This is a genomic window from Pseudomonas sp. BN411 (genome assembly GCF_029871235.1).
In the GTDB taxonomy this organism is placed as follows: domain Bacteria; phylum Pseudomonadota; class Gammaproteobacteria; order Pseudomonadales; family Pseudomonadaceae; genus Metapseudomonas.
In genome coordinates this window covers 534,269-558,270 of the sequence record NZ_SSOM01000073.1, presented here as the reverse complement: position 1 = coordinate 558,270, position 24,002 = coordinate 534,269, and the positions used below count along the sequence as shown (strand labels likewise).

Below are 24,002 nucleotides of genomic sequence, written 5' to 3'. Positions count from 1 at the left end.
GGGGCAAACCGTCACTGGGGACGGCTGCGGCGCTGGCGGACCGCCTCGAACAGGCAGACGCCGGTGGCCACGGAGACGTTCAGGCTGCTGACGCTGCCGGCCATGGGCAGTTTGACCAGGTAGTCGCAGTGCTCGCGGGTCAGGCGGCGCATGCCCTTCCCTTCCGCCCCCATGACCAGCACGGTCGGCCCGGTCATGTCCTGCTGATAGACCTCCTGCTCCGCCTCGCCGGCGGTACCGACCACCCAGAGGCCCTTCTTCTGCAGTTTTTCGAGGGTGCGCGAGAGGTTGGTCACCGCCACCAGCGGCATGACCTCCGCCGCGCCGCAGGCCACCTTGCGCACGGTGGCGTTGAGGGTGGCGGACTTGTCCTTGGGCACGATCACCGCCAGCACGCCGGCAGCGTCGGCAGTGCGCAGGCAGGCGCCCAGGTTGTGCGGATCGGTGACGCCATCCAGGGCGAGCAGCAAGGGCGCGCCGGGGGTGCGCTCAAGCAGTTCGTCGAGCATGTTCTCGCCCCAGACCTGGCTGGGGCTGACCTCGGCCACCACGCCCTGGTGGACGCCTTCGGCCCATTCGTCCAGCTCGTGGCGATCCTTGTGACCCACCGCGATGCGATGCTGCCCGGCCAGGTCGAGAAGGACCTGGACCCGCGGATCGTGCCGGCTTTCCGCCAGCCACAACTGTTTGACGCGTTTGGGGTGATGGCGCAGGAGCGCCTCCACGGCATGCACGCCGTAGACCTTTTCCAACTGACTCATTTCTTGACCTTGCTACCGGGCGCCTTGGGTTTCGGCGGCCCTTTACGGTGTTTCGTGGGTTTGCTGGCTGCCTTCGCCGCCTTGGCTTTCTTCTTCGGCGGCTTGGCGGTGGCACTGGCGTCGTCCTTGCCAGGCTTGTCCAGCAGCTTCTGCGCCGGACGCGTGCCCTTGCTGGACTTGGCGCCCTGACGCGCTTCGTTAAGCAGGGCCTGCTTCACCGCACGGCTCTTGTTCACATCAGTATTGCCGAGCATCTCCTCGGCCTGGGCGAGCATCTCCGGCGGCACGGCAGGCAGCGCCTGGACCTTGCCGGCGCGCTGCCGGCGCGGTGCCACGGCCGCCCTCGGTTCCTGCTGGAGGGCGGGGGCATCCCGCTGGGCGTGGCGAGCAGCCCCCTTGGCGCCCCGGCTGCGGCCCTTGCCGACCTTGGGCTCGGCGGCCTTGGCCTTGCCTTTGGCCGGAGCGGACTTGTCGGTACCGCGATTCTTGCGCCCGACCGGCGCAGTGAGGACGTTGTCGGAGAGCTCGAAGTCGATCTTGCGTTCGTCCAGATCGACCCGCGCTACCACGACTTCCACCTGGTCGCCCAGACGGAAGCTGCGGCCACTGCGCTCGCCGGACAGACGATGGTGGATCGGGTCGAAGTGGTAGTAGTCACCCGGCAGCGCCGTCACGTGCACCAGGCCTTCGACATAGATGTCGATCAGCTCGACGAAGATGCCGAAGCCGGTCACCGCCGAGATCACACCGGGGAAGGTTTCGCCCACGCGGTCGCGCATGTACTCGCATTTCAGCCAATTGGTGACGTCGCGGGTTGCCTCGTCAGCGCGCCGCTCGGTCATCGAGCACTGCTCGCCCAGCTGGAACAGGCGCGCCTCGTCGTACGGATAGATGCGCGCCTTGGGCATGCTCGCCGCACCAGCGCGCTGCACATGCGCACTCTCGCGCTTGGAGCGGATCAAGCTGCGGATGGCACGATGCACCAGCAGGTCCGGATAGCGACGGATGGGCGAGGTGAAGTGGGTGTAGGCGTCGTAGTTGAGGCCGAAGTGCCCCTCGTTGTCCGGGCTGTACACGGCCTGACTGAGGGAACGCAGCATCACCGTCTGGATCAGGTGGAAGTCCGGGCGCTCGCGGATTTTCTCCAGCAAGGCCTGGTAGTCGCTCGGCGTCGGTTCGTTCTTGCCGCGATTGAGAGACAGACCCAATTCGGCGAGGAATTGGCGCAGCTTGTCCAGACGCTCGCTCGGCGGACCTTCGTGAATACGGTAGAGCGAGGGGATCTCGTGCTGCTGCAGGAAGCGCGCGGTGGCCACGTTGGCGCACAGCATGCATTCCTCGATCAGCTTGTGGGCATCGTTGCGCTGGGTCGGCAGGATCTCGGAGATCTTGCGATCGGCGCTGAAAACGATGCGGGTTTCCTGGGTCTCGAAGTCGATTGCCCCACGCACCTGGCGCTGGGCCAACAGCACCTTATAGAGCTTGTAGAGCTGCTCCAGGGGCTTGACCAGATGCGGCAGCTGCTCGGCGAACTGCTGGGCTTCGGTGGATTCCGGGGTTTCCAGGAACTGGCTGACCTTGGTGTAGGTGAGCCGCGCGTGGGAATGGATCACCGCCTCGTAGAACTCGTAGCCAGTCAGCTTGCCCGCGCGGGAGATGGTCATGTCGCAGACCATCGCCAGGCGATCCACCAGGGGGTTCAGGGAGCAGAGGCCATTGGACAGCACCTCCGGCAGCATCGGGATGACCTTCTCCGGGAAGTACACCGAGTTGCCGCGGTTGCTCGCTTCCTCGTCCAGCGCCGAACCCACCTTTACATAGTGGGAGACGTCGGCAATGGCGACGATCAGGCGCCAGCCGCCACCCTTGCGGGCCTCGGCATACACGGCGTCGTCGAAGTCGCGGGCGTCCTCGCCGTCGATGGTGACCAGGGGCAGGTCGCGCAGGTCAATGCGCTTCTCCTTGTCCTTCTCGGCCACTTCGGGCTTGAGCTTGGCCGCTTCCTTGATCACGCCGGCAGGCCACTCATGGGGGATGTCATAGCTGCGCAGGGCGACTTCGATCTCCATGCCCGGCGCCATGTATTCGCCCAGCACCTCCACCACTTCACCCTGGGCCAGGCGGAAGTTGCTCGGCCACTGCTCGATCTTCACCTGGACGAACTGACCATGCTTGGCAGCGCCCTGCTTGCCGCTGGGCACCAGGACTTCCTGCTGGATCTTCGGGTTGTCGGCAACTACCCGGGCAATCCCGCTTTCTTCAAAGAAGCGGCCAACCAGTGTTTCGTGGGCCCGCTCAATGATCTCCACCAGTGCGCCTTCGCGGCGGCCACGGCGGTCGACACCAGCCACCCGGGCCAGGGCGCGGTCGCCATCGAACACCAGGCGCATCTGCGCAGGGCTGAGGAAAAGGTCTTCGGAGCCGTCGTCGGGAATAAGGAAGCCGAAGCCGTCGCGGTGGCCGCTGACGCGTCCGCAGATGAGATCGAGTTTGTCCACAGGCGCGTAGGTACCGCGACGGGTATAGATGAGCTGGCCATCGCGCTCCATGGCGCGGAGCCGGCGGCGCAGTGCCTCCAACTGCTCATCAGTGGTCAGGCCGAACTCTTCCACCAGCTGTTCACGACTGGCTGGGGCGCCGCGCTCATCGAGGCGCTGCAGGATCAACTCGCGGCTGGGGATGGGGTTTTCGTATTTTTCCGCCTCGCGAGCGGCCTCGGGGTCGAGGTTCTGCCAATCGGCCATCAGGGGGTGATCACCTTTTTATCCATAGAGGGATTTGCCATGGGTCTTATTGAAGCGCGAATTCAGATTGTCGGTCAGCTTAGTCCGAAGAATAATTTTTTTCGCGCTCAGGGGTTTACAACACAAAAGTCGGCTCGTATAGTTCGCGCCCACAGCGTCGCTGAGACGTTGTAAAGGAAGCAGATGAGCAATCATCGCATCCAGAAGTGCCCAGGTGGCGGAATTGGTAGACGCACTAGGTTCAGGTCCTAGCGGTGGCAACACCGTGGAAGTTCGAGTCTTCTCCTGGGCACCACTTCTTTGAAGCCGAGCCGCAAAGCTCGGTTTCTCGTTTAACGGATAGTATGGTTCCGTATCGTTCAACGATGAACACCATATAAGTCGATGAGCAATCATCGCAATGTGCCCAGGTGGCGGAATTGGTAGACGCACTAGGTTCAGGTCCTAGCGGTGGCAACACCGTGGAAGTTCGAGTCTTCTCCTGGGCACCACTCTTAAACAAAGCCGAGCTCTGCTCGGCTTTGTGCTTTCTGGCTTCCGGACACCCCATAACGACCGCCAGATCAGGGGCCGAGCCTGCGCCCCGCCCCTCTCCCGTATTCCTTTTTATGCCTTGAACTGCCCCAGGCTGGCCTTGAGCTGGTCCGCCAGGCCGGCCAGCACGCGCCCGCTGCTGGCGGTCGCCGCCACCGCTTCAGCCGCCAGGCTGGCTTCGGCGTGAATCACATCCACCCGGCCACGTACGCCATCGGCACCCGCCGCCTGGTGTTCCGCTGCTCGAGCCGCAGCCTGCACCGCGCCATGCACCTGCTCCACCGCCTGCTGCACGCTTTGCTGCAAACGCTCGCTGTCACGCAGCGCCTCCAAACCTTCCACCGCGCGCTCGCGAGCCTGGGAAATAGCCGAAACCGCTTCGCGCGCACCGGTCTGCAGCGCGGCGATATGCTCCTGGATGTCGCCCGTGGATTGCTGGGTCTTGCTGGCCAGCGCGCGCACTTCGTCGGCAACCACGGCGAAACCGCGACCACTCTCCCCCGCCCTCGCCGCTTCGATGGCCGCATTCAGCGCCAGCAGGTTGGTCTGCTCGGCAATGCCGTGGATAACCGACAGCACCATCTCAATCTGCTCGCTCTGGCGCGCCAGCCGCTCGATCACCTCGGAACCGTTCTGCACACGCGCTTCCAGGTTCTCGATCAGGCCACCCACCTTGCGTGCGATTGCCGCGTTGTCCTGGGCGGCCTGACGGATATCGCCCACTTGGCGCAAAGCGTCCTGCATGGCCTGGCTCTCGGATTGAGCCTCGGCCACCATGCCTGCCAGCGCACTGAGACTGCCTTCTACTTCGCTGCGCTGGCGATGGGCCGCCGATTCGGCGGACTGGCTGCGCTCGGACAGCGCCTTGATCTCCAACCCGGTGCGCTGCGCTACATCACCCGCCTCGCGGACGATGGGCTGCAGCTTGTCGACGAATCGGTTCACCGCCGTGGCCATTTCCCCGACCTCGTCACGACTATCGATACGAACCCGACGCGTCAGATCACCCTCTCCGGCCGCCAGATCGTTCAGCGCATCGATCAGCAAACGCAGACGAACCACCACGCGGCGCCCCAGCACCACGGCCAGCACCAGCAATACGCCAAGCCCAACCAGCGCCAGTCCCAGACCGATGCGCCAGCGCAGCTCATCAGCCGCCGATTCCACAGCCTGGCGAGTACCCTCACTCATGCTTCCAGCCGTCTCGCGGGCCGATTGCAGGCGCGCGGTCAACGCGGCGCTGCTCTCGCTGGCGGCTCCGGAAAGGCTTTCGCCAACCAGCTCGCCACCACTGGCGATCAGGGCGGAGAAGCGCTGGTCCAGCGCCTTCAGCTGCTCCTCTACCGCCGCGGTGGAAACCCCCATTCGCACCTTGCCGATCTCCACGCCGTTGGGACTGATGGAAGCCTCCACCAGATAAACGGATGGATCGCCGGCAGCCGCATTCAGCACCTTGTCCAGAGCCCGCTCGCCCTGCCCCTTGGCCAGCAGTGCCTTGATCAGCGGGTTCTCGCGATTGAGATAGCGGGTCAGGTGCTGACCGCTGGCATCGTCATAGATGACGAAAAGCACACTGGGATTGCGCTGAGCGCGGCGGGCGAATTCGGAAAGCGTGGGCACGTCGTTGTCCCACATGGCCCGAGGCGCGACAGCAGCGAGCAGTTGGGCCAGGTCGTTGGCCGACTCCTTGAGATTCTGCTCAAGCGTCTGGCGCAACTGGCCCTGCTCCTGCTGGAGGCGCGCACTGAGCGCAGCCCCCAGGCGTTCGCGCGTCTTGCCGGAAAGCGCACTGAGGCTACCGGACACTTCCTGTCCGGCCTGTTCGAGATCACCCGCCAGGCGCTGGGTGTCACCACCCAGGCGAACACCCAGTTCGTCCACTAGGGAATTCACGGTGCTCCGCGTGAGGGCAACGGCCACCAGCACCTGCACCAGCAAGGCAACCCCAAGGGCGATGAACACCGGACGCAACAAACGGCTCTGCAACAAAGACAGGATGGCTGACACGACTTGTGGCTCCTTAACGACCGTTACCGCTATAACGGCGACAACCCGGATTTATAAAGTGCCAGCAAGGTGCGTGCCGACCAGCAGCGCGACATTTGAAACCACTAAAACGACGAAGGGCCGCACTAGGCGGCCCTTCTGGGGAGTCGGAAGACTCAGGCGTACGGGTGACGCAGGATGATCGTCTCGTTACGGTCGGGACCAGTGGAGATGATATCGATGGGCGCACCCACCAGCTCTTCCACGCGCTTGATATAGGCGCGGGCGTTTGCCGGCAGTTCTTCCAGGCTCTTGGCACCGACGGTGGATTCACTCCAACCCGGCATTTCCTCGTAGATCGGCTGCAGGCCGATGTAGCTGTCGGCGTCGGTCGGCGCATCTTCCAGCAGCTCGCCGTTGGCACCCTTGTAGCCGGTGCAGATACGGATGGTTTCCAGGCCATCGAGCACGTCCAGCTTGGTCAGGCACAGGCCAGAGATGCTGTTGATCTCGATGGCGCGACGCAGAATCACGGCATCGAACCAGCCGCAGCGACGGGCGCGGCCAGTGGTCGAACCGAATTCATGACCACGCTTGGCCAGGAAGGCGCCGGTCTCATCGAACAGCTCGGTCGGGAACGGACCGGAACCCACGCGAGTGGTGTAGGCCTTGGTGATACCGAGGATGTAGTCGAGGTACAGCGGGCCGAAACCGGAGCCGGTGGCGGTGCCGCCAGCGGTGGTGTTGGAGCTGGTGACGTACGGGTAGGTGCCGTGGTCAATGTCCAGCAGCGAGCCTTGCGCGCCTTCGAACATGATGTAAGCGCCCTGCTTGCGCAGTTGGTGCAGGCGAGCAGCGACGTCGATCATCATCGGCTTGAGCAGCTCGGCGTAGGCCAGGGCTTCGTCGAGGGTCTTCTGGAAGTCGACCGCCGGCTCCTTGTAATAGTGCTGCAGGACGAAGTTGTGGTAGTCCAGCAGCTCGCCCAGCTTGGCGGCAAAACGCTCGCGGTGGAACAGGTCGCCGATGCGCAGGCCGCGACGGGCCACCTTATCTTCGTAGGCCGGGCCGATGCCGCGACCGGTGGTGCCGATCTTGGCGTCGCCACGGGCCTTTTCACGCGCCTGGTCCAGGGCAACGTGGTACGGCAGGATCAGGGTGCAAGCCGGGCTGATGCGCAGGCGCTCGCGCACCGGTACACCTTTCTCTTCCAGCTTGGTGATTTCGCGCATCAGCGCATCGGGCGCAACCACTACGCCGTTGCCGATCAGGCACTCGACATTCTCGCGCAGGATGCCGGACGGGATCAGGTGCAGCACGGTCTTCTCGCCATCGATCACCAGGGTGTGACCGGCGTTGTGGCCGCCCTGGTAACGCACGACGGCGGCAGCCTGGTCGGTCAGCAGATCGACGATCTTGCCCTTACCCTCATCACCCCACTGGGTGCCCAGGACTACGACATTCTTACCCATAACACTTGTCCTCTTCGCAGAAGCTCGATGCCGGCAGCCGCCGGCGGAAAACACGGAAACTCGTTAGTGGCCGGCAGTCTCACACCGGCCATGAAGCCACTTCCTAGGAAAGCGCTGCCACCTGCCAGCGCCCGTCACGCAGGAGCAACTGGCGATCGCAACCCGCTTCCGACGCACTTGCAACTTCCTGCCCCGGCAGGGCCTGCACCACGCGCTGCCCATCGGAACGCAGGCGTTTGACCTCGTACCACAGATAAGGGTCGTGGCTGTCCGGCGCCCAGATACCGGGAATCGGCTGGTCCAGCGCCATGTTGCCCAGGGTCACCAGAGTCTTCAGGTCGGTAGAGAAACCGGTTGCCGGACGGGCACGACCGAAATCGGCGCCGATGTCGTCATAGCGGCCGCCTTGGGCGATGGACTGCCCGACGCCCGGAACGAAAGCGGCGAAGACCACCCCGGTGTGATAGTGGTAGCCGCGCAGCTCGCCCAGATCGAAATAGAGCGGGAGTTCGGGATAGCGCAGTTCCAGGGCGTCGGCGATGGCGATCAGCTCGTCCAGCGCGCGATGCACGTCTTCCGGCGCATCCATCAGCACGCCCTGGGCCAGATCCAGCACTTCGCGGCTGCCACAGAGCTCGGCCAGGGAGCGGAGCATGGACGCCAGTTCGTGCGGCAGGTCTGCGGTCAGCTCAGCAACTTCGTCTACCGCCTTGCGCTGCAGGGCATCGAACAGGCTGCGCTCGACTTCACCGGAAAGACCGGCAGCCCTGGCCAGGCCACGGTAAATACCGACGTGGCCAAGGTCCATGTGCACGTCCGGCACAGCAGCCAGCTCGAGCATTTCGAGCATCAGACTGATGACCTCGACGTCGCTCGCCGGACTGGCATCGCCATAAAGCTCGGCACCCAGCTGGATCGGGCTGCGCGAAGTGGACAGTGCGCGCGGCTTGGCGTGCAGCACGCTGCCGGCGTAGCACAGGCGGTTCGGACCTTCACGGCGCAGGGTATGGGCGTCGATACGCGCCACTTGCGGCGTGATGTCGGCACGGAACCCCATCAGGTGACCCGACTGAGGGTCAGTCACCTTGAAGGTGCGCAGGTCGAGGTCCTGACCGGCACCGGTCAGCAGGGACTCGAGATATTCGATATGCGGAGTGACTACGAAGTCATAGCCCCAACGCTGGAACAGATCCAGCACCTGGCGGCGGGCTGCCTCGATGCGTGCCGCCTCGGGCGGCAGTACTTCTTCGATACCGTCTGGCAGCAGCCAGCGATCTACCGTTGCCATTTCGCCAATCCCCTCTCAACCGGGCGGCAAGCCATCAGTGAAGCAGATAAAGGAGGCCAGTCCCCAGCAACATGCTGGACAGGCCCATCAGGCGGAGATGGCGGTCCTTGAACTCCGCCAACCCAAGCACCGCGGCGCGCCAACGGCGCGGATAGAGGAAGGGCAGGATGCCTTCCAGCACCAGCATCAGACAAAAGGCAATGCCGAGTTCCTGCCACATGATTCCCGCGGACGCAAAAAAGCCGGGATTTCCCGGCTGACCCATGATAACACGTTTTCCCTGACGGTCACCCCGGCGGACGATGAGTGTCCACCGGGGGCCTTGCGTCAGCGTGCAGCCTTGTCCAGATAGCGGAAGAAATCGCTATTGGGGTCCAGCACCATCACGTCGCTCTTGTTGGCAAAGCTTTCGCGATAGGCCTGGAGGCTGCGGTGGAAGGAGTAGAACTCCTGATCCTGACCGTACGCCTTGGCATAGATTGCGGCCGCCTTGGCATCACCGTCACCTCGGGCTTCCTCGGCTTCACGATAGGCCTCAGCGAGCAGCACGCGGCGCTGACGATCGGCGTCGGCACGAATGCCTTCAGCCAGTTCCGAACCCTTGGCACGGTGCTCGCGAGCTTCACGCTCACGCTCGGTGCTCATCCGCTCGAACACGCTGCGGTTCACTTCCTTGGGCAGGTCGATAGCCTTCACCCGCACATCCACCACCTCGATGCCCAGCTCCTTGCTGGCCATGCGATTGAGGGCAGCCGTGATGTCCGCCATCAGCGCATCGCGCTCACCGGATACCACTTCGTGCAGGGTGCGCTTGCCGAACTGGTCGCGCAGGCCGGCTTCAAGACGACGGGACAGACGCTCGTCGGCAATCTGCTTCATGCCGGAAGTCGCGGTATAGAAACGCTCGGCATCAGCCACGCGCCACTTGGCGTAGGCATCCACCATCACCGCTTTCTTCTCCAGGGTGAGGAAGCGCTGGGTCGGCGAGTCCAGGGTCAGCAGACGCGCGTCGAACTTGCGCACTTGGTTGACGTACGGAATCTTGAAGTGGATGCCGGGCTGGACGTCAGCCTCGACGATGCGGCCGAACTGCAGGAGCACCGCCTTCTCGGTCTGCGACACGATGTACAGGCTGCTCCAAAGGAGCAGTGCCACCACCACGCCGCCGATCAGGGCAAACAGTGATTTATTGCTCATCAGCGACTCTCCCTGGAACGCAGATTGCGCTGCTGCAAGTCAGTGGCGACGCGCGATCCGAGGTCGCTGCCGCTCGCGGCGGCCGATGCTGCCGGCGCTACCGGCGCCTGGCTGGAGCCACGGTTATCGATCATCTTGTCCAGCGGCAGGTAGAGCAGGTTGCTCTGTCCGTCCTTGCCGGAGACCAGCACCTTGCTGGTGTTGGCCAGCACATCCTGCATGGTTTCGAGGTACAGACGCTGGCGAGTGACTTCCGGCGCCTTGTGATACTCGACCAGCAGCTTGCTGAAGCGATCGGCTTCACCCTGGGCACGAGCAATCACTTCATCGCGGTAGCCATTGGCGTCCTCGATGATGCGCTGGGCCTGGCCACGAGCCTCGGGCACCACGGCATTGGCGTAGGCTTCAGCCTGGTTCTTGGCGCGCTGCTCGTCCTCACGGGCACGGATCACGTCGTCGAAGGCTTCCTGCACTTCACGCGGTGCTGCCGCGCTCTGCACGTTTACCTGGGTAACGGTGATGCCGGTGCGGTAGGTGTCGAGGAAGCGTTGCAGACGCTCCTTGATCTCGCTCGCCATCAGCTCACGGCCCTCGGTCAGCACCTGGTCCATCTCGGTAGAGCCGACGACGTGACGCAGGGCACTCTCGGTGGCGTGCTGCAGGCTGACTTCAGGCTGGTCGACGTTAAGAACGAAGTCCTGAAGGTTGCTGATCTTGTATTGGACGGTGAGCGGCACTTCGACGATGTTTTCGTCCTCGGTGAGCATCTGCCCCTGCTTGCTATAGGCACGCTCGCGGGTGACGTTCTCCTGGAACTTGCGATCGATCGGCGGGAAGTAGATGTTCAGGCCGGGGCCGACAGTCTCGTAGTACTTGCCGAAGCGCAGCACCACGGCCTGCTCCTGCTCATCCACCACATAGACCGCGCTGTACAGCCAGACCACGGCAAGCAGGGCCAGGCCGATGCCGAGCAGGCCGAAACCGCCCGATCTGCCGCCGCCATCATCGCCGCCGCCGCCACGTTTCTTGCCGCTGCCGAACAATCCGTTCAGGCTGTCCTGCAGCTTGCGGAAGGCCTCGTCCAGGTCCGGTGGCCCTTTGCGGTCGCCACCACGGCGTCCACCCCAGGGGTCCTGGTTATTCGAGTTGCCACCCGGCTCGTTCCAAGCCATAGCGCTCTCCATACTGATAAAGCAAAGACGCGCCCACGGCGCGCCCGCCCATGCTACCCAAGCCCGCAGCCCACCGCAAAATCACCTAAACGGGCTTTATTGCAAAGTGTGTTGCTCTAGAAACTCGCTCGGCTGCCAGCCTTCGCGACTGACCAATCGATTCAACTCAACGCGCGGCAGACGCACTGCGAGGAGAATCTCACCGACCTCGTTGTGATCCTCGGTCTGCACCGCACCAAGGGCAAAGAACTGGGCCCGCAACCGGCCGAAACGCTGTGGCAGTCGCAGGGTACCCACGAACAGGTCCTCACCCAGCAACTCGGCTACCGCCTGCTCCAGCAGCTCCAGGCCGCTGCCGTCGCGCGCAGACAGCCACACCCGTTCGGGTTTGCCGTCTCCATCGCGCTGGATATGCGGCTCGACGCTTTCCAGCAGGTCGACCTTGTTATAGACCTCCAGCATAGGCAGGCCTTCAGCGCCGATCTCGCCCAGCACTGCCAGCACCTGCTCGATCTGCGCCATGCGCTCTGGCTCATGGGCGTCGATCACATGCAGCAGCAGGTCAGCGCTGGCAGATTCTTCAAGGGTAGCCCGGAAGGCCTCCACCAGCTTGTGCGGCAGGTGACGAATGAAGCCCACGGTGTCGGCCAGCACGATCGGACCCAGGTCATCCAGCTCAAGCCGGCGCAGGGTCGGGTCGAGGGTGGCGAACAACTGGTCAGCGGCATAAACCTCGGAAGTGGTCAGCGCATTGAACAGCGTGGACTTGCCAGCGTTCGTGTAGCCGACCAGGGACACGGAGGGAATATCCGCACGCTTGCGCCCACGACGGGCCTGCTCGCGCTGGCTGCGCACCTTCTCGAGACGCTGCTTGATCTGGCGAATACGAATTCGCAGCAAGCGACGGTCGGTTTCCAACTGGGTTTCACCCGGACCACGCAAGCCGATACCACCTTTCTGGCGCTCAAGGTGAGTCCAGCCACGCACCAGGCGCGTGCTCATATGGTTGAGCTGGGCCAGTTCGACTTGCAGCTTGCCCTCATGGGTGCGGGCACGCTGGGCGAAGATGTCGAGAATCAGACCGGTACGGTCAAGCACCCGGCACTCGAAGGCGCGCTCGAGGTTGCGCTCCTGGCTGGGCGTGAGGGTGTGATTGAAGATGACCAGTTCAGCCTTCTCGGCCCTCACCAGGTCATGCAATTCATCAACTTTGCCGCTGCCGATCAGGTACTTGGCCGTTGGCTGGTGACGGGTAACGGAGACGAATGCCACCGTGTCCGCACCGGCCGAACGTGCAAGTTCCAGGAATTCCTGCGGGTCTTCGCGCGCCTCGGGATCTTGACCTTCCAGATGAACCAGGATGGCCCGTTCACCACCGCCAGGGCGTTCGAAAAACAAAGCAGTCTCCTATCAGGCGTTACCCGGCTCAGGCTGCTCCTGCTCGGAGGCGCTGGGCAGGCGTACCGGACGACTCGGTACAACGGTGGAAATGGCGTGTTTGTAGACCATCTGGCTGACAGTGTTCTTCAGCAGAATCACGAACTGGTCGAAGGATTCGATCTGGCCTTGCAGCTTGATGCCGTTTACCAGATAGATGGAAACCGGTACGCGTTCCTTACGCAGGGTATTGAGGTAAGGGTCTTGTAGCGAATGCCCTTTTGACATGTGCCGCTCTCCTTTAGGGATCAATCGTTTTAGTTTTCAAATGACAAGAAAAGATGACTGGTATCCGCCCTACCCCCAAGGATAGACGGTAACCGGTGAGGTCTCAGCTCAATATGGAGACCGACCTCAGGTATTTCAAGGTACGCGGCAGATTGTCGCAAGCCAGGCTGTCCAACCAGTACAGATCGGACCAACTGCGTAACCAGGTGAACTGTCGCTTGGCGAGTTGACGAGTGGCGATGATGCCTCGCTCCTCCATCTCGTCCCGGGTCAGCACGCCATCCAGGTAATCCCAGGCCTGGCGATAACCGACCGCCCTTATAGACGGCAGTCCCGCATGCAAGTCACTTCTGCGGCGCAGCGCTTCGACCTCTTCGATGAAGCCCTGTTCCAGCATCAAGCGAAAACGTTGCGCAATTCTTTCGTGCAGTACCTGGCGATTCGCCGGCGCAATGGCCAAGTGCGCGACAGTATACGGCAAATGCGCCGTTCCTGGCGTGTTCCCGGCCGTATTTTGCGCAGCCTGACGCTGTCGATGGGCGGTCATGGTGAGCCCGCTGACCTTGTAGACCTCAAGTGCGCGAGTCAGCCGCTGGGGGTCGTTGGGATGGATACGCGCGGCAGATTCCGGGTCGACCGCTGCCAGCTCCCGATGCAGAGCATCCCAGCCTTCGCGGGCGGCACGGGCTTCCAGCTCGGCGCGCACCTCAGGGTCGGCGCTGGGCATATCCGCCAACCCCTCCAGCAACGCCTTGTAATACAACATGGTGCCGCCCACCAGCAGCGGAATCCTCCCCCGGGCGGTGATTTCCGCCATGGCAGCCAGTGCATCGGCGCGGAATTCAGCGGCGGAGTAACTTTCGGCCGGATCGCGGATATCGATCAGCCGATGGGGAAATTCGGCCAGGGTGGCCTTGTCCGGCTTGGCGGTGCCGATGTCCATGCCGCGGTAGATCAATGCCGAATCGACACTGATCAATTCGCAATGCAGCGTCCGCGCCAACTCCAGCGCCAGGTCAGTCTTGCCGGCGGCAGTGGGCCCCATGAGAAAAATTGCCGGCGGCAGCCGTTCAGTCATGATCAGCGACCGCGCAGGAACAGCTTGTCCAGGTCATCCATGCCCAGCTGCGTCCAGGTCGGACGCCCGTGGTTGCACTGGCCGCTGCGTTCGGTGTGTTCCATATCTCGCAGCAGGGCATTCATTTCCGGCTGGGTCAGACGGCGATTGGCACGCACGGCGCCATGGCAGGCCATGGTGCCCAGCAATTCATTCAGGTGCGCCTGGATACGGTCACTGGTGCCGTATTCCAATAGATCGGACAGGACGTCGCGTACCAATTGCGAGGCCTCTGCCTGTTTCAGGAGGGCCGGAATCTGGCGAATAGCCAGGGTTTCCGGACCAAGGCGCTGCAGTTCAAAGCCCAGGCGGCGGAACCACTCGCCGTGCTCCTCGGCGCAATCGGCCTCGCGCTGGCTGACGGCGATGGATTCCGGTACCAGCAACGGCTGCCCCTTGAGCCCTTCACTGGCCATGGCGACCTTCAGCCGCTCATAGGTGATGCGTTCATGGGCCGCGTGCATATCTACCAGCACCAGCCCCTGGGCATTCTCCGCCAGGATGTAGATGCCCTTGAGCTGAGCCAGGGCGTAGCCCAGCGGCGGCACATCGCCCTGGGCTTCCGGCAGCGCGGCAGGTGCGGAGGCGCCGGGCAGCGGTGCGAAGTACTCGCGATAGGCGCCCTGGGCCTCGGCGATCGGTACGGCAGGTTGCGGACGCGGCGCCTGGTAGCCCCCTGTCGGCGGGCGCCAGGCTGGCTCGGCGGCAGGCCGCTCCAGCACATTGGCCGCGAGACTCATCTCACCCTGGGGACCAAACTCGCCAGCGGCAAGGCCGGTCGGACGCACGACGGCATCGGTCGCAGCCGGCGCAGCCAGTTGGTCTTCAGGACGCACCTCGCCCAAGGCGCGGTGCAGGGTGCCATAGAGGAAGTCGTGGACCATGCGACTGTCACGGAAGCGCACTTCGTGCTTGGTCGGGTGCACGTTGACGTCGACGACCGCAGGATCGACCTCGAAGAACAGCACGAAGGTCGGGTGCCGGCCGTTGTACAGCACGTCGCGATAAGCCTGGCGCACCGCGTGGGCGACCAGTTTGTCGCGCACCATACGTCCATTCACATAGAAGTACTGCAGATCCGCCTGGCTGCGGGAAAAGGTCGGCAGGCCAACCCAGCCCCAGAGATGCAGGCCGTTACGCTCCACCTCGATGGGCAGAGCCTGCTCCAGGAACGCCGGCCCACAGACCGTGGCGACGCGGCGGGCGCGGGCAATGGCGTCGCGCGCCTCATGGAGGGCGAAGATGGTCTTGCCGTTATGGCGCAGATGGAACGCCACATCGAAGCGGGCCAGGGCCAGGCGCTTGATGACTTCCTGCAGGTGATCGAATTCGGTCTTCTCCGCACGCAGGAACTTGCGTCGTGCGGGCGTGTTGAAGAACAGGTCTCGCACTTCCACCGAGGTACCGACGGGGTGGGCGGCAGGCTGAACCCGTGCCTCCATGTCACGACCTTCGGTCTCCACCTGCCAGGCCTGGTCGGCGTCGGCGGTACGCGAGGTCATGGTCAGGCGCGCAACGGAACTGATGGAGGCCAGCGCTTCGCCACGGAAGCCCAGGCTCATCACCCGTTCGAGGTCTTCCAGGTCGCGAATCTTGCTGGTGGCGTGACGCGCCAGGGCCAGCGGCAGGTCCTCGGGCGGAATACCGCCCCCATCGTCGCGCACCCGCAACAGCTTGACGCCGCCCTGCTCCACCTCGACGTCAATGCGCCGGGCACCGGCGTCCAGGCTGTTTTCCAGCAGTTCCTTGATGACCGAGGCGGGACGCTCGACCACCTCACCGGCGGCGATCTGGTTCGCCAGCCGCGGAGTGAGCAGCTGGATACGCGGCAAGTTGCTCATGGCTGGGCCGCCAGGGTCGCGGCTGGGATGTTGAGGACCTGGCCAACCTTGACGTTGTCGCTGGACAGAGAGTTGGCTTTGCGCAGTGTCGCAACGCTCACCTCATAACGCTGGGCGATCAGCGCCAGACTTTCGCCGGAGGTCACGACATGCTCGCGTGGACCGATGGCGATCTTGCCCTGGTCACGCAGCCAGGCGATGTAGGTGCCGGGCGGCGGGTTCTGCTGGAAGAACTGTTTGACGCCAGCCTTGATCGAGCGCGCCAGTGCCTGTTGGTGGCCCGGCGAAGCCAGCTTCTGCGATTCGTTATGGTTGGAGATGAAGCCGGTCTCCACCAGGATCGAGGGGATGTCCGGCGACTTCAGCACCATAAAGCCGGCCTGTTCCACCCGGCGCTTATGCAGCGGGGTGACCTTGCTGACGTTGGACAACACCTTCTGGCCAACATTGAGGCTGGAGGACATGGTCGCGGTCATCGACAGGTCGAGCAGAACGCCAGCGAGCATGCGGTCCTTGTCGTCAAGGCTGACACTGCCATCTCCGCCAATCAGGTCGGAGCGGTTTTCGTTATCAGCCAGCCAGCGCGCGGTTTCCGAGGTTGCACCGCGATCGGACAGGGCAAATACCGAAGCACCGAACGCGCTGCGACTGGGCGCGGCATCGGCGTGGATGGAAACGAACAGGTCAGCACCCTTCTTGCGGGCGATTTCGGTTCGCTTGCGCAACGGGATGAAGTAATCGCCGGTACGTACCAGCTCGCCACGGAAGCCCTTCTCCTGGCTGATCTGGCGCTGCAGTTCCTTGGCGATGGCCAGGGTCACGTTCTTCTCGTGCTGGCCCTTGGGTCCGAGGGCACCCGGGTCTTCACCGCCGTGGCCGGCGTCGATGGCGACCACGATGTCACGCTTGCCACCCGGCACCGGCGGCAGCTTGCTGGGCGCCGGCTGGGTCGGCGTCACCGGCGGTTGCGGCGTGCTCGGCGCGGTGGCCACTTGGGGCGCACTGGCTTCGCTGGCGGCCGCTTCCGGGTCGAACAGGTCCACCACCAGACGGTTGCCGTACTGCTGGTTGGGCGCCAGGGAGAAGCTCTTCGGCGTCACGGCGGACGACACGTCGATCACCACGCGCAAGTCGGTAGGGCTGCGCTGGGCGGAGCGGACACTGGTAATCGGGGTGTTGCTGAGGGACAACTGCTCCAGCTTGGTTGCCAGCTGGGCGCCATTGATATCGATGACGATGCGGTTGGGAGCCGTCAGGGTGAAGACGGAGTGCTGCACCGGTCCGGATAGATCGAAGACCAGTCGGGTATTGTCAGGCGCGCGCCAAAGCCGCACCCCGCGGACCTCCGCGGCAGCCAGGACATCAGCGGCGAACGCCGCAAGTAGAACCCCAATCCCGGCAAACAGTGCGCGCGAGCGCATACCCCACCCCATCTTTGTTTTCATGCTCCCAAGGCCAGGGCGGCACACCATGCTTCGCCACGTTTGGTATGTGGCGAAAAACGCAGCGAACGGCCGCCCGCTTGCGGCGTAATGTTAATGTCCAGGTCGGCCTTTGGCAAAATGCCGGCGCCCCGCTGGGGCCACTCGATCAGGCACAACGCGTCGCCTTCGAAGTAGTCGCGGATACCCAGAAATTCCAGTTCTTCCGGGTCGGCCAGACGATATAGATCGAAATGGAAGGCGCGCTTGTCACCTATTTCATAAGGCTCGACCAGGGTGAAGGTGGGGCTTTTCACCGCACCGCCATGACCCAACCCCCGCAGGAGGCCGCGAGATAGCGTGGTCTTGCCCGCTCCAAGATCCCCGTGCAGATAGAGAATGCCGTGCCCTTCGGTCAGGGTCGCGAGACGAGCGCCGAGGGCCATCATGGCCTCCTCGCCTTCGGCATACAGGATCACTTCAGGCACGGTGCAAACTCCTCGAGCAACTGACGAATGGTCGGAATGAGATCACTGGCTGCCAGCCCCCGGCCGCCCCGGGCCAGGCTCTCGCCCGCGCAGGCGTGTAGCCAAACGGCCAGGCGGGTGGCCGAGTAGGCGTCCATCCCCTGGGCGAGCAAGGCACCTATCAACCCGGCGAGTACATCGCCGAGCCCGGCTCCGGCCATGACCGGATGGCCGCGATCACAGAGTGCGAGACGGCCATCGGGGGCCGCCACCAGACTGCCGGCGCCCTTAAGCAGGACGACAGCATCGAATTTCTGCGCCAGAGCAAGCACCGCGCGCGGCCGGTCGGCCTGAACCTCGGCAGTGGAAATTCCCAGCAGGCGCGCGGCCTCGCCCGGATGAGGCGTGATCACGCTGCCCGCAGGCAGGCGGACGTGCTCGCCCGCCAGCATATTGAGCGCATCGGCGTCCCATACCTGGAACGATTCCAGGCCAGCGAGGACGCTGAGCAGGCTGCGCCCCCAGGCGTCCTGCCCCAGGCCAGGCCCCGCCACCACCACATCAGCCCTGTCCGCCAGGGCCAGCAGCTGGTTGGCCGAGCTCACGCCGGCACACATCACTTCCGGACGCCGTGCCAGAGCGGCCATCACGTGCTCCGGCCGGGTCGCCAGCGACACCAGCCCGGCCCCGCTTCGCAGCGCACTCTCCGCCGCAAGCAGCGCTGCGCCGCCCAGCCCACGGTCGCCGCCGACCACCAGCAGGTGGCCGAACTGCCCCTTGTGCGCGGTGCGCGGACGCGGCGCCAGGCGCCTCAGGCTGCCGGCCGCCATACGTTCGGCGATACGGGCCGTCACCGCGACCAGGGCAGGATCGGCCTGCAGATCGTCGAAAACCAGCTCGCCCACCTGGTTCGGAGCATCGGCGGTAAACAAACCCAGCTTGAGTCCGATGAAGGTCACCGTCAGGTCCGCACGCACCGCCACGCCAAGCACGCGGCCGGTGTCGGCGCAGACGCCGGATGGGATGTCCACGGCCAGTACCGGCAGGCCACTGGCGTTGAGCAGGCGGATGGCCTGGGCGTAGGGTTCACGCACATCGCCAGACAGCCCGGTGCCCAGCAGGGCATCCACCACCACGCCCTCAAGGACGGCGCATTCGCTCCAGGGCTGAATGGTGACGCCTACGGCGGCGGCCTCATCCCGCGCCAGCGCCGCGTCGCCGGTCAGCGCATCGGCAGCGCCCACGGCCAGTACCTTCACGTGCCAACCAGCACGCTGGGCCAGGGCCGCAACCAGGTAGCCATCGCCGGCATTGTTACCCCGCCCGGCCAGCACGCTGAGGCTGCCGGCTTCCGGCCAACGCCGACGCAGGGCGCGCCAGGTCGCGTGGGCGGCACGCTGCATCAACTCGAAGCCGGGCGTGCCGGCGGCGATGAGGCGCGCATCGAGGTCCCGCACCTGGGCGGCAGAATGGAGCGAAATGGGCAGGTCGTCGCGGTAAGAAAGCATGGGATTCGGTTGCAGCAGCGAGGTCTGGCAGAATTATATCCACCTCGACACCGGTTGCTCGCACCAGCATGACCCTTTCCACGCAAGATCTCGCCACGCTCGCCCAATCCATCAAGGAGTGGGGCCGCGAACTAGGCTTCCAGCAGGTGGGCATCACCGGCGTGGAGCTCGGCGAGCATGAAGGCCACCTGCAACGCTGGCTGGAGGCCGGCTACCAGGGCGAGATGGACTACATGGCCGCCCACGGCAGCAAGCGTTCTCACCCAGACGAACTGGTACCCGGCACGCTGCGGGTGATCTCCCTGCGCATGGACTACCTGCCCGGCGACACGCGAATGGCCAAGGTGCTGGGGCAACCGGAGAAGGCCTATGTCTCGCGCTACGCCCTGGGCCGCGACTACCACAAGCTGATCCGCAAACGCCTGCAGCACTTGGCCGAGCGCATCGAGAAGGCCATAGGTCCGTTCAGCTACCGCGCCTTTGTCGACAGCGCGCCGGTACTGGAGAAGGCCATCGCCGAGCAGGCGGGCCTCGGCTGGATCGGCAAGAACACCCTGGTACTCAACCGCAAGGCCGGCAGCTACTTCTTCCTCGGCGAACTGTTTGTCGACGCCCCGCTGCCGGTGGACGATCCCCATGGCAGTGAGCACTGCGGCCGCTGCTCGGCCTGCCTGGACATCTGCCCGACTGCGGCTTTCGTCGGTCCCTACCAACTGGACGCGCGGCGCTGCATTTCCTACCTGACCATCGAGTACAAGGGCAGCATTCCCGAAGACCTGCGTCCGCTGATCGGCAATCGCGTGTTCGGCTGCGATGACTGTCAGATGGTCTGCCCCTGGAACCGCTTCGCCCGCCCTTCCGGCGAAGGCGACTTCCAACCGCGCCATGGCCTGGACAATGCAGAACTGGCGGAACTGTTCCGCTGGAGCGAGGAAGAGTTCCTCAGCCGCACCGAAGGCTCACCCCTGCGCCGCGCAGGTTATGAGCGCTGGTTGCGCAACCTGGCAGTGGGACTTGGCAATGCGCCTTCGAGCATTCCGGTGCTGGAGGCCCTGCGGCTGCGCCGCGAACATCCGTCGGCGCTGGTGCGCGAGCATGTGGAGTGGGCGCTCGCCCGCCATGGGGCAAGCGCGGCCTGAATCAGATCTTGAAGAAGTGTTCCCGGTAATGCTGTAGCTCCGCGATCGAGTCACGGATGTCATCCAGCGCCAGGTGGCTGCTGCTCTTCTTCACCCCGTCACGCACTTTCGGCGCCCAGCGTGCAGCCAGCTCCTTCACGGTGGACACATCGAGGTTGCGGTAGTGGAAATAAGCTTCCAGCTGCGGCATGTGGCGGTAGAGGAAGCGGCGGTCCTGGCAGATGCTGTTGCCGCAGATCGGCGATTTGCCCTTGGGCACCCACTGATCGAGGAAGGCCAGGGTCTGAGCCTCGGCTTCCGCCATGCTGATCTGGCTTTCGCGCACTCGCTGGGTGAGGCCGCTCTGGCCATGCTGGCGCGTGTTCCACTCATCCATGCCGGCGAGAATCTCGTCGCTCTGGTGGATCGCGATGGTCGGTCCCTCGGCCAGCACGTTCAGATCGCTGTCGGTCACGATGGTGGCCATCTCGATGATCACGTCCGTGTCCGGGTTCAGGCCGGTCATTTCCAGATCGATCCAGATCAGGTTCAGGGCATTCTGCATATTCGGTCTCCAGGGCGAAGCGCGCATTCTAGCTTAGAGCCTGCTGCTGCGGGCTGCGTGCTAAACTCGCGCGGTTTTTTTCAAGCGGAACCACCATGGCCAAACGCCAACTTACCCGCCGGCAGAGCTGGCGCATCGAGAAGATTCAGGAGGAGCGCGCCGCCCGCGCAGCCAAGCGGGAGTCGCGCGCACTCGAAGAACTCGAGGGAGGCGACCTCGGCCCCGAGCAAACGGGCCTGGTGATCGCCCACTTCGGCGTCCAGGTGGAAGTTGAAGCCCTGGAAGGTGAACAGTCCGGCGAAATCGTGCGTTGCCACCTGCGTGCCAACCTACCGCCGCTGGTCACCGGCGACCGCGTGGTCTGGCGCCATGGCAACCAGGGCAGCGGCGTGATCGTCGCCCAGTTGCCCCGCAGCTCCGAGCTGTGCCGGCCGGACATGCGAGGCGTGCTCAAGCCGGTGGCGGCCAACGTCGACCAGATCGTCATCGTCTTCGCCCCGCTCCCGCATCCGCACGCCAACCTGATCGACCGTTACCTGATTGCGGCCGAGCACGCTGGCATTCACCCACTACTGCTGCTGAACAAGGCCGATCTGGTGGATGACGAAAACGCCGCCATGCTCGACGACCTGCTCGGCGTGTATCGCCAACTGGGCTACCCGCTGCTGGAAGTATCGGCGCGCGAAGGCGGCGGCATGGAAGACCTGATGGCCCGGCTCGACGGCCACATCAGCGTGTTCGTCGGCCAGTCCGGCGTGGGCAAGTCGTCGCTGGTCAACAGCCTCTTGCCGGGCGTGGACACTCGCGTAGGCGCGCTGTCCGAACTCACCGGCAAGGGCACCCACACCACCACGACGGCGCGCCTGTTCCACTTCCCGGGCGGTGGCGAGCTGATCGACTCCCCCGGTATCCGCGAGTTCGGTCTGGGGCATGTCAGCCGCGGCGATGTAGAGGCCGGCTTCGTCGAGTTCAACGAGCTGCTCGGAACCTGCCGCTTCCGCGACTGCAAGCACGACCGCGAACCGGGCTGCGCCCTGCTCAAGGCGTTGGAAGATGGCCGCGTGCATCCGCAACGGATGGCGAGCTACCGGCACATCCTCGCCAGCCTGCCCCAAGACGAGTACTGAGGCTCGGCGGAAACGAAAAAGGCCACGCAATGCGTGGCCTTTTCATTAGTGCGGCAATCACTGCCCCTTGGGCTGGTCCATCTTCAGCACGCCGTCTTCGAAGATGTTCAGCTTCTCCCGCAGCTCACGCGGCTGCACGGGCGCGGCCGGATCGCCCGCCGGGATAGCCGGAGCCGACGGCGCGGCATCACTGGCGGGAGGCGGGGGCTGCTGCCCTTCCTCAGGCTTGGCACCGTCGCCCTGCTCACCCTCGATGGCACGCTGGGCCTTCTTGGTAAGGACGATGATGTCGATACGGCGATTGACCGGGTTGAACGGGTCCTTGCGGTCGAACAACGCCGACGAGGCATAACCCACCACCCGCGCCACCTGGTCTTCCGGGTAACCGCCAGCGATCAGGGTGCGACGCGCAGCGTTGGCACGACCGGCGGACAACTCCCAATTGCCGAAATCGCCAGCGCCGGCATAAGGCTTGGCATCGGTGTGGCCGCTGATGCTGATCTTGTTCGGCACAGCCTTGATGGTCTCGGCGAGGATCAACAGGATGTCTTCGAAGTACGGCTGCAGGCGTGCGCTGCCGAGGTCGAACATGGGCCGGTTGGCGGCATCCATGATCTGGATGCGCAGGCCGTCCTGGGTGATTTCAAAGAGAATCTGATCCTTGAACTTGCGCAGCTCAGGGTTCTCTTCGACCTTGTTCTGCAACTCCTGCAGCAACAGCTCCAGGCGCTCGCGCTCGATCTGGTCGGCCAGGGTTTCCACCTGGCTGGCGTCCACCTGGGTCTTGTCCGTGGAGTCGGCCGCCGATTCCTGGGAATCGGGGGCATCCTTCAGCTCGGGATTCAAGGTGCGGTCAGGCGCGGGCGTGGGCGTGCCGCCCAGGTCGATGACATACGGGCTGGCGCTTTCGGTGAAGCCGATGGGGTCCTTGAAGTAGCCGGAGATGGCTTTCTTCTGCTCCGGGGTGGCCGAGGACATCAGCCAGAGCACCAGGAAGAACGCCATCATCGCGGTGGCGAAGTCGGCGAAGGCGATCTTCCACGCGCCGCCGTGGTGACCGGCGGCGTAGCGTTTGACGCGCTTGACGATGATCGGCTGGTTGTTCTCCATGACTCAGCCTTCAACTGCCGCGTACGGCCTGCTCCAGCTCGCTGAAGCTCGGGCGGTGGGCCGGGAACAGCGTCTTGCGACCGAATTCCACCGCCAGCGACGGCGGCATGCCGGACGCCGAGGCCACCAGGCAGGCCTTGATCGCCTCGAATACGTTCAGTTCTTCACGGGCGTCGTGTTCCAGGGACACCGCCAGCGGACCGAAAAAGCCGTAAGCCGCGAGAATACCGAGGAAAGTACCCACCAGCGCCGCACCCACGTGTTGGCCAAGGGCGGCCTGCTCGGCTTCGCCCAGCATCGCCATGGTGACCACGATGCCAAGTACCGCCGCGACGATACCGAAGCCCGGCAGGCCGTCGGCGATACGGTTGACCGCGTGTGCCGGGTGCTCCAGCTCTTCCTTCAGGCTGGCCAGTTCCATGTCGAACAGGCCCTCGAGCTCGTGGGGCGCCATGTTGCCGGAGGACATGATGCGCAGGTAATCGCAGATGTAGGCGGTCATCCGTTCATCCTTGAGGATGCCCGGGTACTTGCTGAAGATGGGGCTGGCGGGGGCGTCCTCGATGTCGGCCTCGATGGCCATCATCCCTTCGCGGCGGCTCTTGTTGAGGATTTCGTAGAGCAGGCGCAGCACTTCAAGATAGAAGCCGTGGGTGAAGCGGGTGCCGAACATCTTCAGCGACTTCTTGAACACGATCATCGTCGTGCTGCCGGGGTTGGCCTGGAGGAAGGCACCCAGCGCCGCGCCGCCGATGATCATCACCTCGAAGGGCTGGATCAGCGCGGCAAGCTTGCCGTGAGACAGGATGTATCCACCGAGCACGCTGGCGAATACGACGATGATGCCGATGATTTTTGCCATAGGAAGGAAGCTTGAAGAGTCAGTAGAAAGGGTTATGAAAAGAGCCC

Annotated in this window: 20 protein-coding genes and 2 tRNA genes; 4 read left to right on the top strand and 18 right to left on the bottom strand. The window is 64.1% G+C overall.

Annotated features, from left to right (window positions below; genetic code table 11):
- Positions 1-11 precede the first annotated feature (11 nt).
- On the bottom strand, positions 12-761 hold the full coding sequence (gene rlmB, locus E8F06_RS20470; RefSeq protein ID WP_271471159.1) for a 23S rRNA (guanosine(2251)-2'-O)-methyltransferase RlmB: 750 nt from the start codon (positions 759-761) through the stop codon (positions 12-14).
- Positions 758-3,505 carry a ribonuclease R gene (rnr, locus tag E8F06_RS20465; RefSeq protein ID WP_280370461.1) on the bottom strand — a complete coding sequence of 916 codons (2,748 nt, stop codon included), beginning with the start codon at positions 3,503-3,505 and terminating at the stop codon, positions 758-760. Before rnr ends, rlmB begins: the two co-directional genes overlap by 4 nt.
- A 208-nt stretch (positions 3,506-3,713) precedes the next feature.
- On the opposite strand from rnr, the gene E8F06_RS20460 reads away from it, so the two are divergent.
- A tRNA-Leu gene (locus E8F06_RS20460) sits at positions 3,714-3,800 on the top strand.
- A 109-nt stretch (positions 3,801-3,909) separates the two neighbouring features.
- Positions 3,910-3,996, top strand: a tRNA-Leu gene (locus E8F06_RS20455).
- 115 nt (positions 3,997-4,111) lie between these two features.
- Here E8F06_RS20455 and E8F06_RS20450 read toward each other — a convergent pair.
- From E8F06_RS20450 to E8F06_RS20390, 13 genes are all read right to left on the bottom strand, one after another.
- Positions 4,112-6,046, bottom strand: a complete 1,935-nt coding sequence (locus E8F06_RS20450) for a methyl-accepting chemotaxis protein (RefSeq protein WP_280370460.1) — start codon at positions 6,044-6,046, stop codon at positions 4,112-4,114.
- 155 nt (positions 6,047-6,201) lie between these two features.
- Complete coding sequence (locus E8F06_RS20445) at positions 6,202-7,497, bottom strand: adenylosuccinate synthase (protein ID WP_280370459.1); 1,296 nt, start codon at positions 7,495-7,497, stop codon at positions 6,202-6,204.
- 103 nt (positions 7,498-7,600) lie between these two features.
- The gene (locus E8F06_RS20440) at positions 7,601-8,785 is read right to left on the bottom strand and encodes an ATP phosphoribosyltransferase regulatory subunit (protein WP_190831457.1); all 1,185 of its coding nucleotides are present in this window, start codon (positions 8,783-8,785) and stop codon (positions 7,601-7,603) included.
- 34 nt (positions 8,786-8,819) lie between these two features.
- Complete coding sequence (locus E8F06_RS20435; RefSeq protein WP_003453007.1) at positions 8,820-9,005, bottom strand: DUF2065 family protein; 186 nt, start codon at positions 9,003-9,005, stop codon at positions 8,820-8,822.
- 107 nt (positions 9,006-9,112) lie between these two features.
- Positions 9,113-9,982, bottom strand: coding sequence for a protease modulator HflC (gene hflC / locus E8F06_RS20430; protein WP_280370458.1), 870 nt, complete (start codon positions 9,980-9,982; stop codon positions 9,113-9,115).
- The gene (gene hflK / locus E8F06_RS20425) at positions 9,982-11,154 is read right to left on the bottom strand and encodes an FtsH protease activity modulator HflK (protein WP_280370457.1); all 1,173 of its coding nucleotides are present in this window, start codon (positions 11,152-11,154) and stop codon (positions 9,982-9,984) included. The genes hflC and hflK overlap by 1 nt, the downstream gene beginning before the upstream one ends.
- Positions 11,155-11,250: 96 nt before the next feature.
- Positions 11,251-12,552, bottom strand: a complete 1,302-nt coding sequence (gene hflX, locus E8F06_RS20420; RefSeq protein WP_280370456.1) for a ribosome rescue GTPase HflX — start codon at positions 12,550-12,552, stop codon at positions 11,251-11,253.
- 12 nt (positions 12,553-12,564) lie between these two features.
- The gene (gene hfq / locus E8F06_RS20415) at positions 12,565-12,819 is read right to left on the bottom strand and encodes an RNA chaperone Hfq (RefSeq protein ID WP_003453015.1); all 255 of its coding nucleotides are present in this window, start codon (positions 12,817-12,819) and stop codon (positions 12,565-12,567) included.
- Between the two features lie 103 nt (positions 12,820-12,922).
- Entirely contained in the window at positions 12,923-13,897 is a 975-nt protein-coding gene (miaA, locus tag E8F06_RS20410; protein ID WP_280370455.1) for a tRNA (adenosine(37)-N6)-dimethylallyltransferase MiaA, read from the bottom strand.
- 2 nt (positions 13,898-13,899) lie between these two features.
- Positions 13,900-15,777: a DNA mismatch repair endonuclease MutL gene (mutL, locus tag E8F06_RS20405; protein WP_280370454.1), complete on the bottom strand. Its 1,878-nt coding sequence runs from the start codon at positions 15,775-15,777 to the stop codon at positions 13,900-13,902.
- The gene (locus E8F06_RS20400; RefSeq protein WP_280370646.1) at positions 15,774-17,210 is read right to left on the bottom strand and encodes an N-acetylmuramoyl-L-alanine amidase; all 1,437 of its coding nucleotides are present in this window, start codon (positions 17,208-17,210) and stop codon (positions 15,774-15,776) included. Before E8F06_RS20400 ends, mutL begins: the two co-directional genes overlap by 4 nt.
- Before the next feature lie 8 nt (positions 17,211-17,218).
- Positions 17,219-17,686 carry a tRNA (adenosine(37)-N6)-threonylcarbamoyltransferase complex ATPase subunit type 1 TsaE gene (gene tsaE / locus E8F06_RS20395; protein WP_280370453.1) on the bottom strand — a complete coding sequence of 156 codons (468 nt, stop codon included), beginning with the start codon at positions 17,684-17,686 and terminating at the stop codon, positions 17,219-17,221.
- Positions 17,674-19,173: an NAD(P)H-hydrate dehydratase gene (locus E8F06_RS20390; RefSeq protein WP_280370452.1), complete on the bottom strand. Its 1,500-nt coding sequence runs from the start codon at positions 19,171-19,173 to the stop codon at positions 17,674-17,676. The genes tsaE and E8F06_RS20390 overlap by 13 nt, the downstream gene beginning before the upstream one ends.
- A 68-nt stretch (positions 19,174-19,241) precedes the next feature.
- Between E8F06_RS20390 and queG the strand changes: the two genes are divergently transcribed.
- Entirely contained in the window at positions 19,242-20,312 is a 1,071-nt protein-coding gene (queG, locus tag E8F06_RS20385) for a tRNA epoxyqueuosine(34) reductase QueG (protein ID WP_280370451.1), read from the top strand.
- A gap of 1 nt (position 20,313) precedes the next feature.
- Here the strand turns inward: queG and orn are convergent, their stop codons facing one another.
- Positions 20,314-20,856, bottom strand: a complete 543-nt coding sequence (gene orn, locus E8F06_RS20380) for an oligoribonuclease (protein WP_280370450.1) — start codon at positions 20,854-20,856, stop codon at positions 20,314-20,316.
- Positions 20,857-20,951: 95 nt separating this feature from the next.
- Between orn and rsgA the strand changes: the two genes are divergently transcribed.
- The gene (rsgA, locus tag E8F06_RS20375; RefSeq protein ID WP_280370449.1) at positions 20,952-21,983 is read left to right on the top strand and encodes a small ribosomal subunit biogenesis GTPase RsgA; all 1,032 of its coding nucleotides are present in this window, start codon (positions 20,952-20,954) and stop codon (positions 21,981-21,983) included.
- A 57-nt stretch (positions 21,984-22,040) separates the two neighbouring features.
- On the opposite strand, the gene motB is transcribed toward rsgA, so the two are convergent.
- Both motB and motA read right to left on the bottom strand, forming a co-directional pair.
- Entirely contained in the window at positions 22,041-23,093 is a 1,053-nt protein-coding gene (gene motB / locus E8F06_RS20370; RefSeq protein ID WP_280370448.1) for a flagellar motor protein MotB, read from the bottom strand.
- Between the two features lie 10 nt (positions 23,094-23,103).
- Positions 23,104-23,955, bottom strand: a complete 852-nt coding sequence (motA, locus tag E8F06_RS20365) for a flagellar motor stator protein MotA (protein ID WP_190831435.1) — start codon at positions 23,953-23,955, stop codon at positions 23,104-23,106.
- Positions 23,956-24,002: the final 47 nt, after the last annotated feature.

Bases quoted from the DNA above. Each gene is read 5' to 3' on its own strand.
- rnr (WP_280370461.1), bottom strand. From the start codon at position 3,505: ATGGCCGATTGGCAGAACCTCGACCCCGAGGCCGCTCGCGAGGCGGAA.
- miaA (WP_280370455.1), bottom strand. From the start codon at position 13,897: ATGACTGAACGGCTGCCGCCGGCAATTTTTCTCATGGGGCCCACTGCC.
- E8F06_RS20390 (WP_280370452.1), bottom strand. From the start codon at position 19,173: ATGCTTTCTTACCGCGACGACCTGCCCATTTCGCTCCATTCTGCCGCC.
- mutL (WP_280370454.1), bottom strand. From the start codon at position 15,777: ATGAGCAACTTGCCGCGTATCCAGCTGCTCACTCCGCGGCTGGCGAAC.
- rlmB (WP_271471159.1), bottom strand. From the start codon at position 761: ATGAGTCAGTTGGAAAAGGTCTACGGCGTGCATGCCGTGGAGGCGCTC.
- orn (WP_280370450.1), bottom strand. From the start codon at position 20,856: ATGCAGAATGCCCTGAACCTGATCTGGATCGATCTGGAAATGACCGGC.
- queG (WP_280370451.1), top strand. From the start codon at position 19,242: ATGACCCTTTCCACGCAAGATCTCGCCACGCTCGCCCAATCCATCAAG.
- E8F06_RS20445 (WP_280370459.1), bottom strand. From the start codon at position 7,497: ATGGGTAAGAATGTCGTAGTCCTGGGCACCCAGTGGGGTGATGAGGGT.
- rsgA (WP_280370449.1), top strand. From the start codon at position 20,952: ATGGCCAAACGCCAACTTACCCGCCGGCAGAGCTGGCGCATCGAGAAG.
- hflK (WP_280370457.1), bottom strand. From the start codon at position 11,154: ATGGCTTGGAACGAGCCGGGTGGCAACTCGAATAACCAGGACCCCTGG.
- E8F06_RS20400 (WP_280370646.1), bottom strand. From the start codon at position 17,210: ATGGGGTGGGGTATGCGCTCGCGCGCACTGTTTGCCGGGATTGGGGTT.
- motA (WP_190831435.1), bottom strand. From the start codon at position 23,955: ATGGCAAAAATCATCGGCATCATCGTCGTATTCGCCAGCGTGCTCGGT.
- motB (WP_280370448.1), bottom strand. From the start codon at position 23,093: ATGGAGAACAACCAGCCGATCATCGTCAAGCGCGTCAAACGCTACGCC.
- hfq (WP_003453015.1), bottom strand. From the start codon at position 12,819: ATGTCAAAAGGGCATTCGCTACAAGACCCTTACCTCAATACCCTGCGT.
- E8F06_RS20435 (WP_003453007.1), bottom strand. From the start codon at position 9,005: ATGTGGCAGGAACTCGGCATTGCCTTTTGTCTGATGCTGGTGCTGGAA.
- hflC (WP_280370458.1), bottom strand. From the start codon at position 9,982: ATGAGCAATAAATCACTGTTTGCCCTGATCGGCGGCGTGGTGGTGGCA.
- E8F06_RS20440 (WP_190831457.1), bottom strand. From the start codon at position 8,785: ATGGCAACGGTAGATCGCTGGCTGCTGCCAGACGGTATCGAAGAAGTA.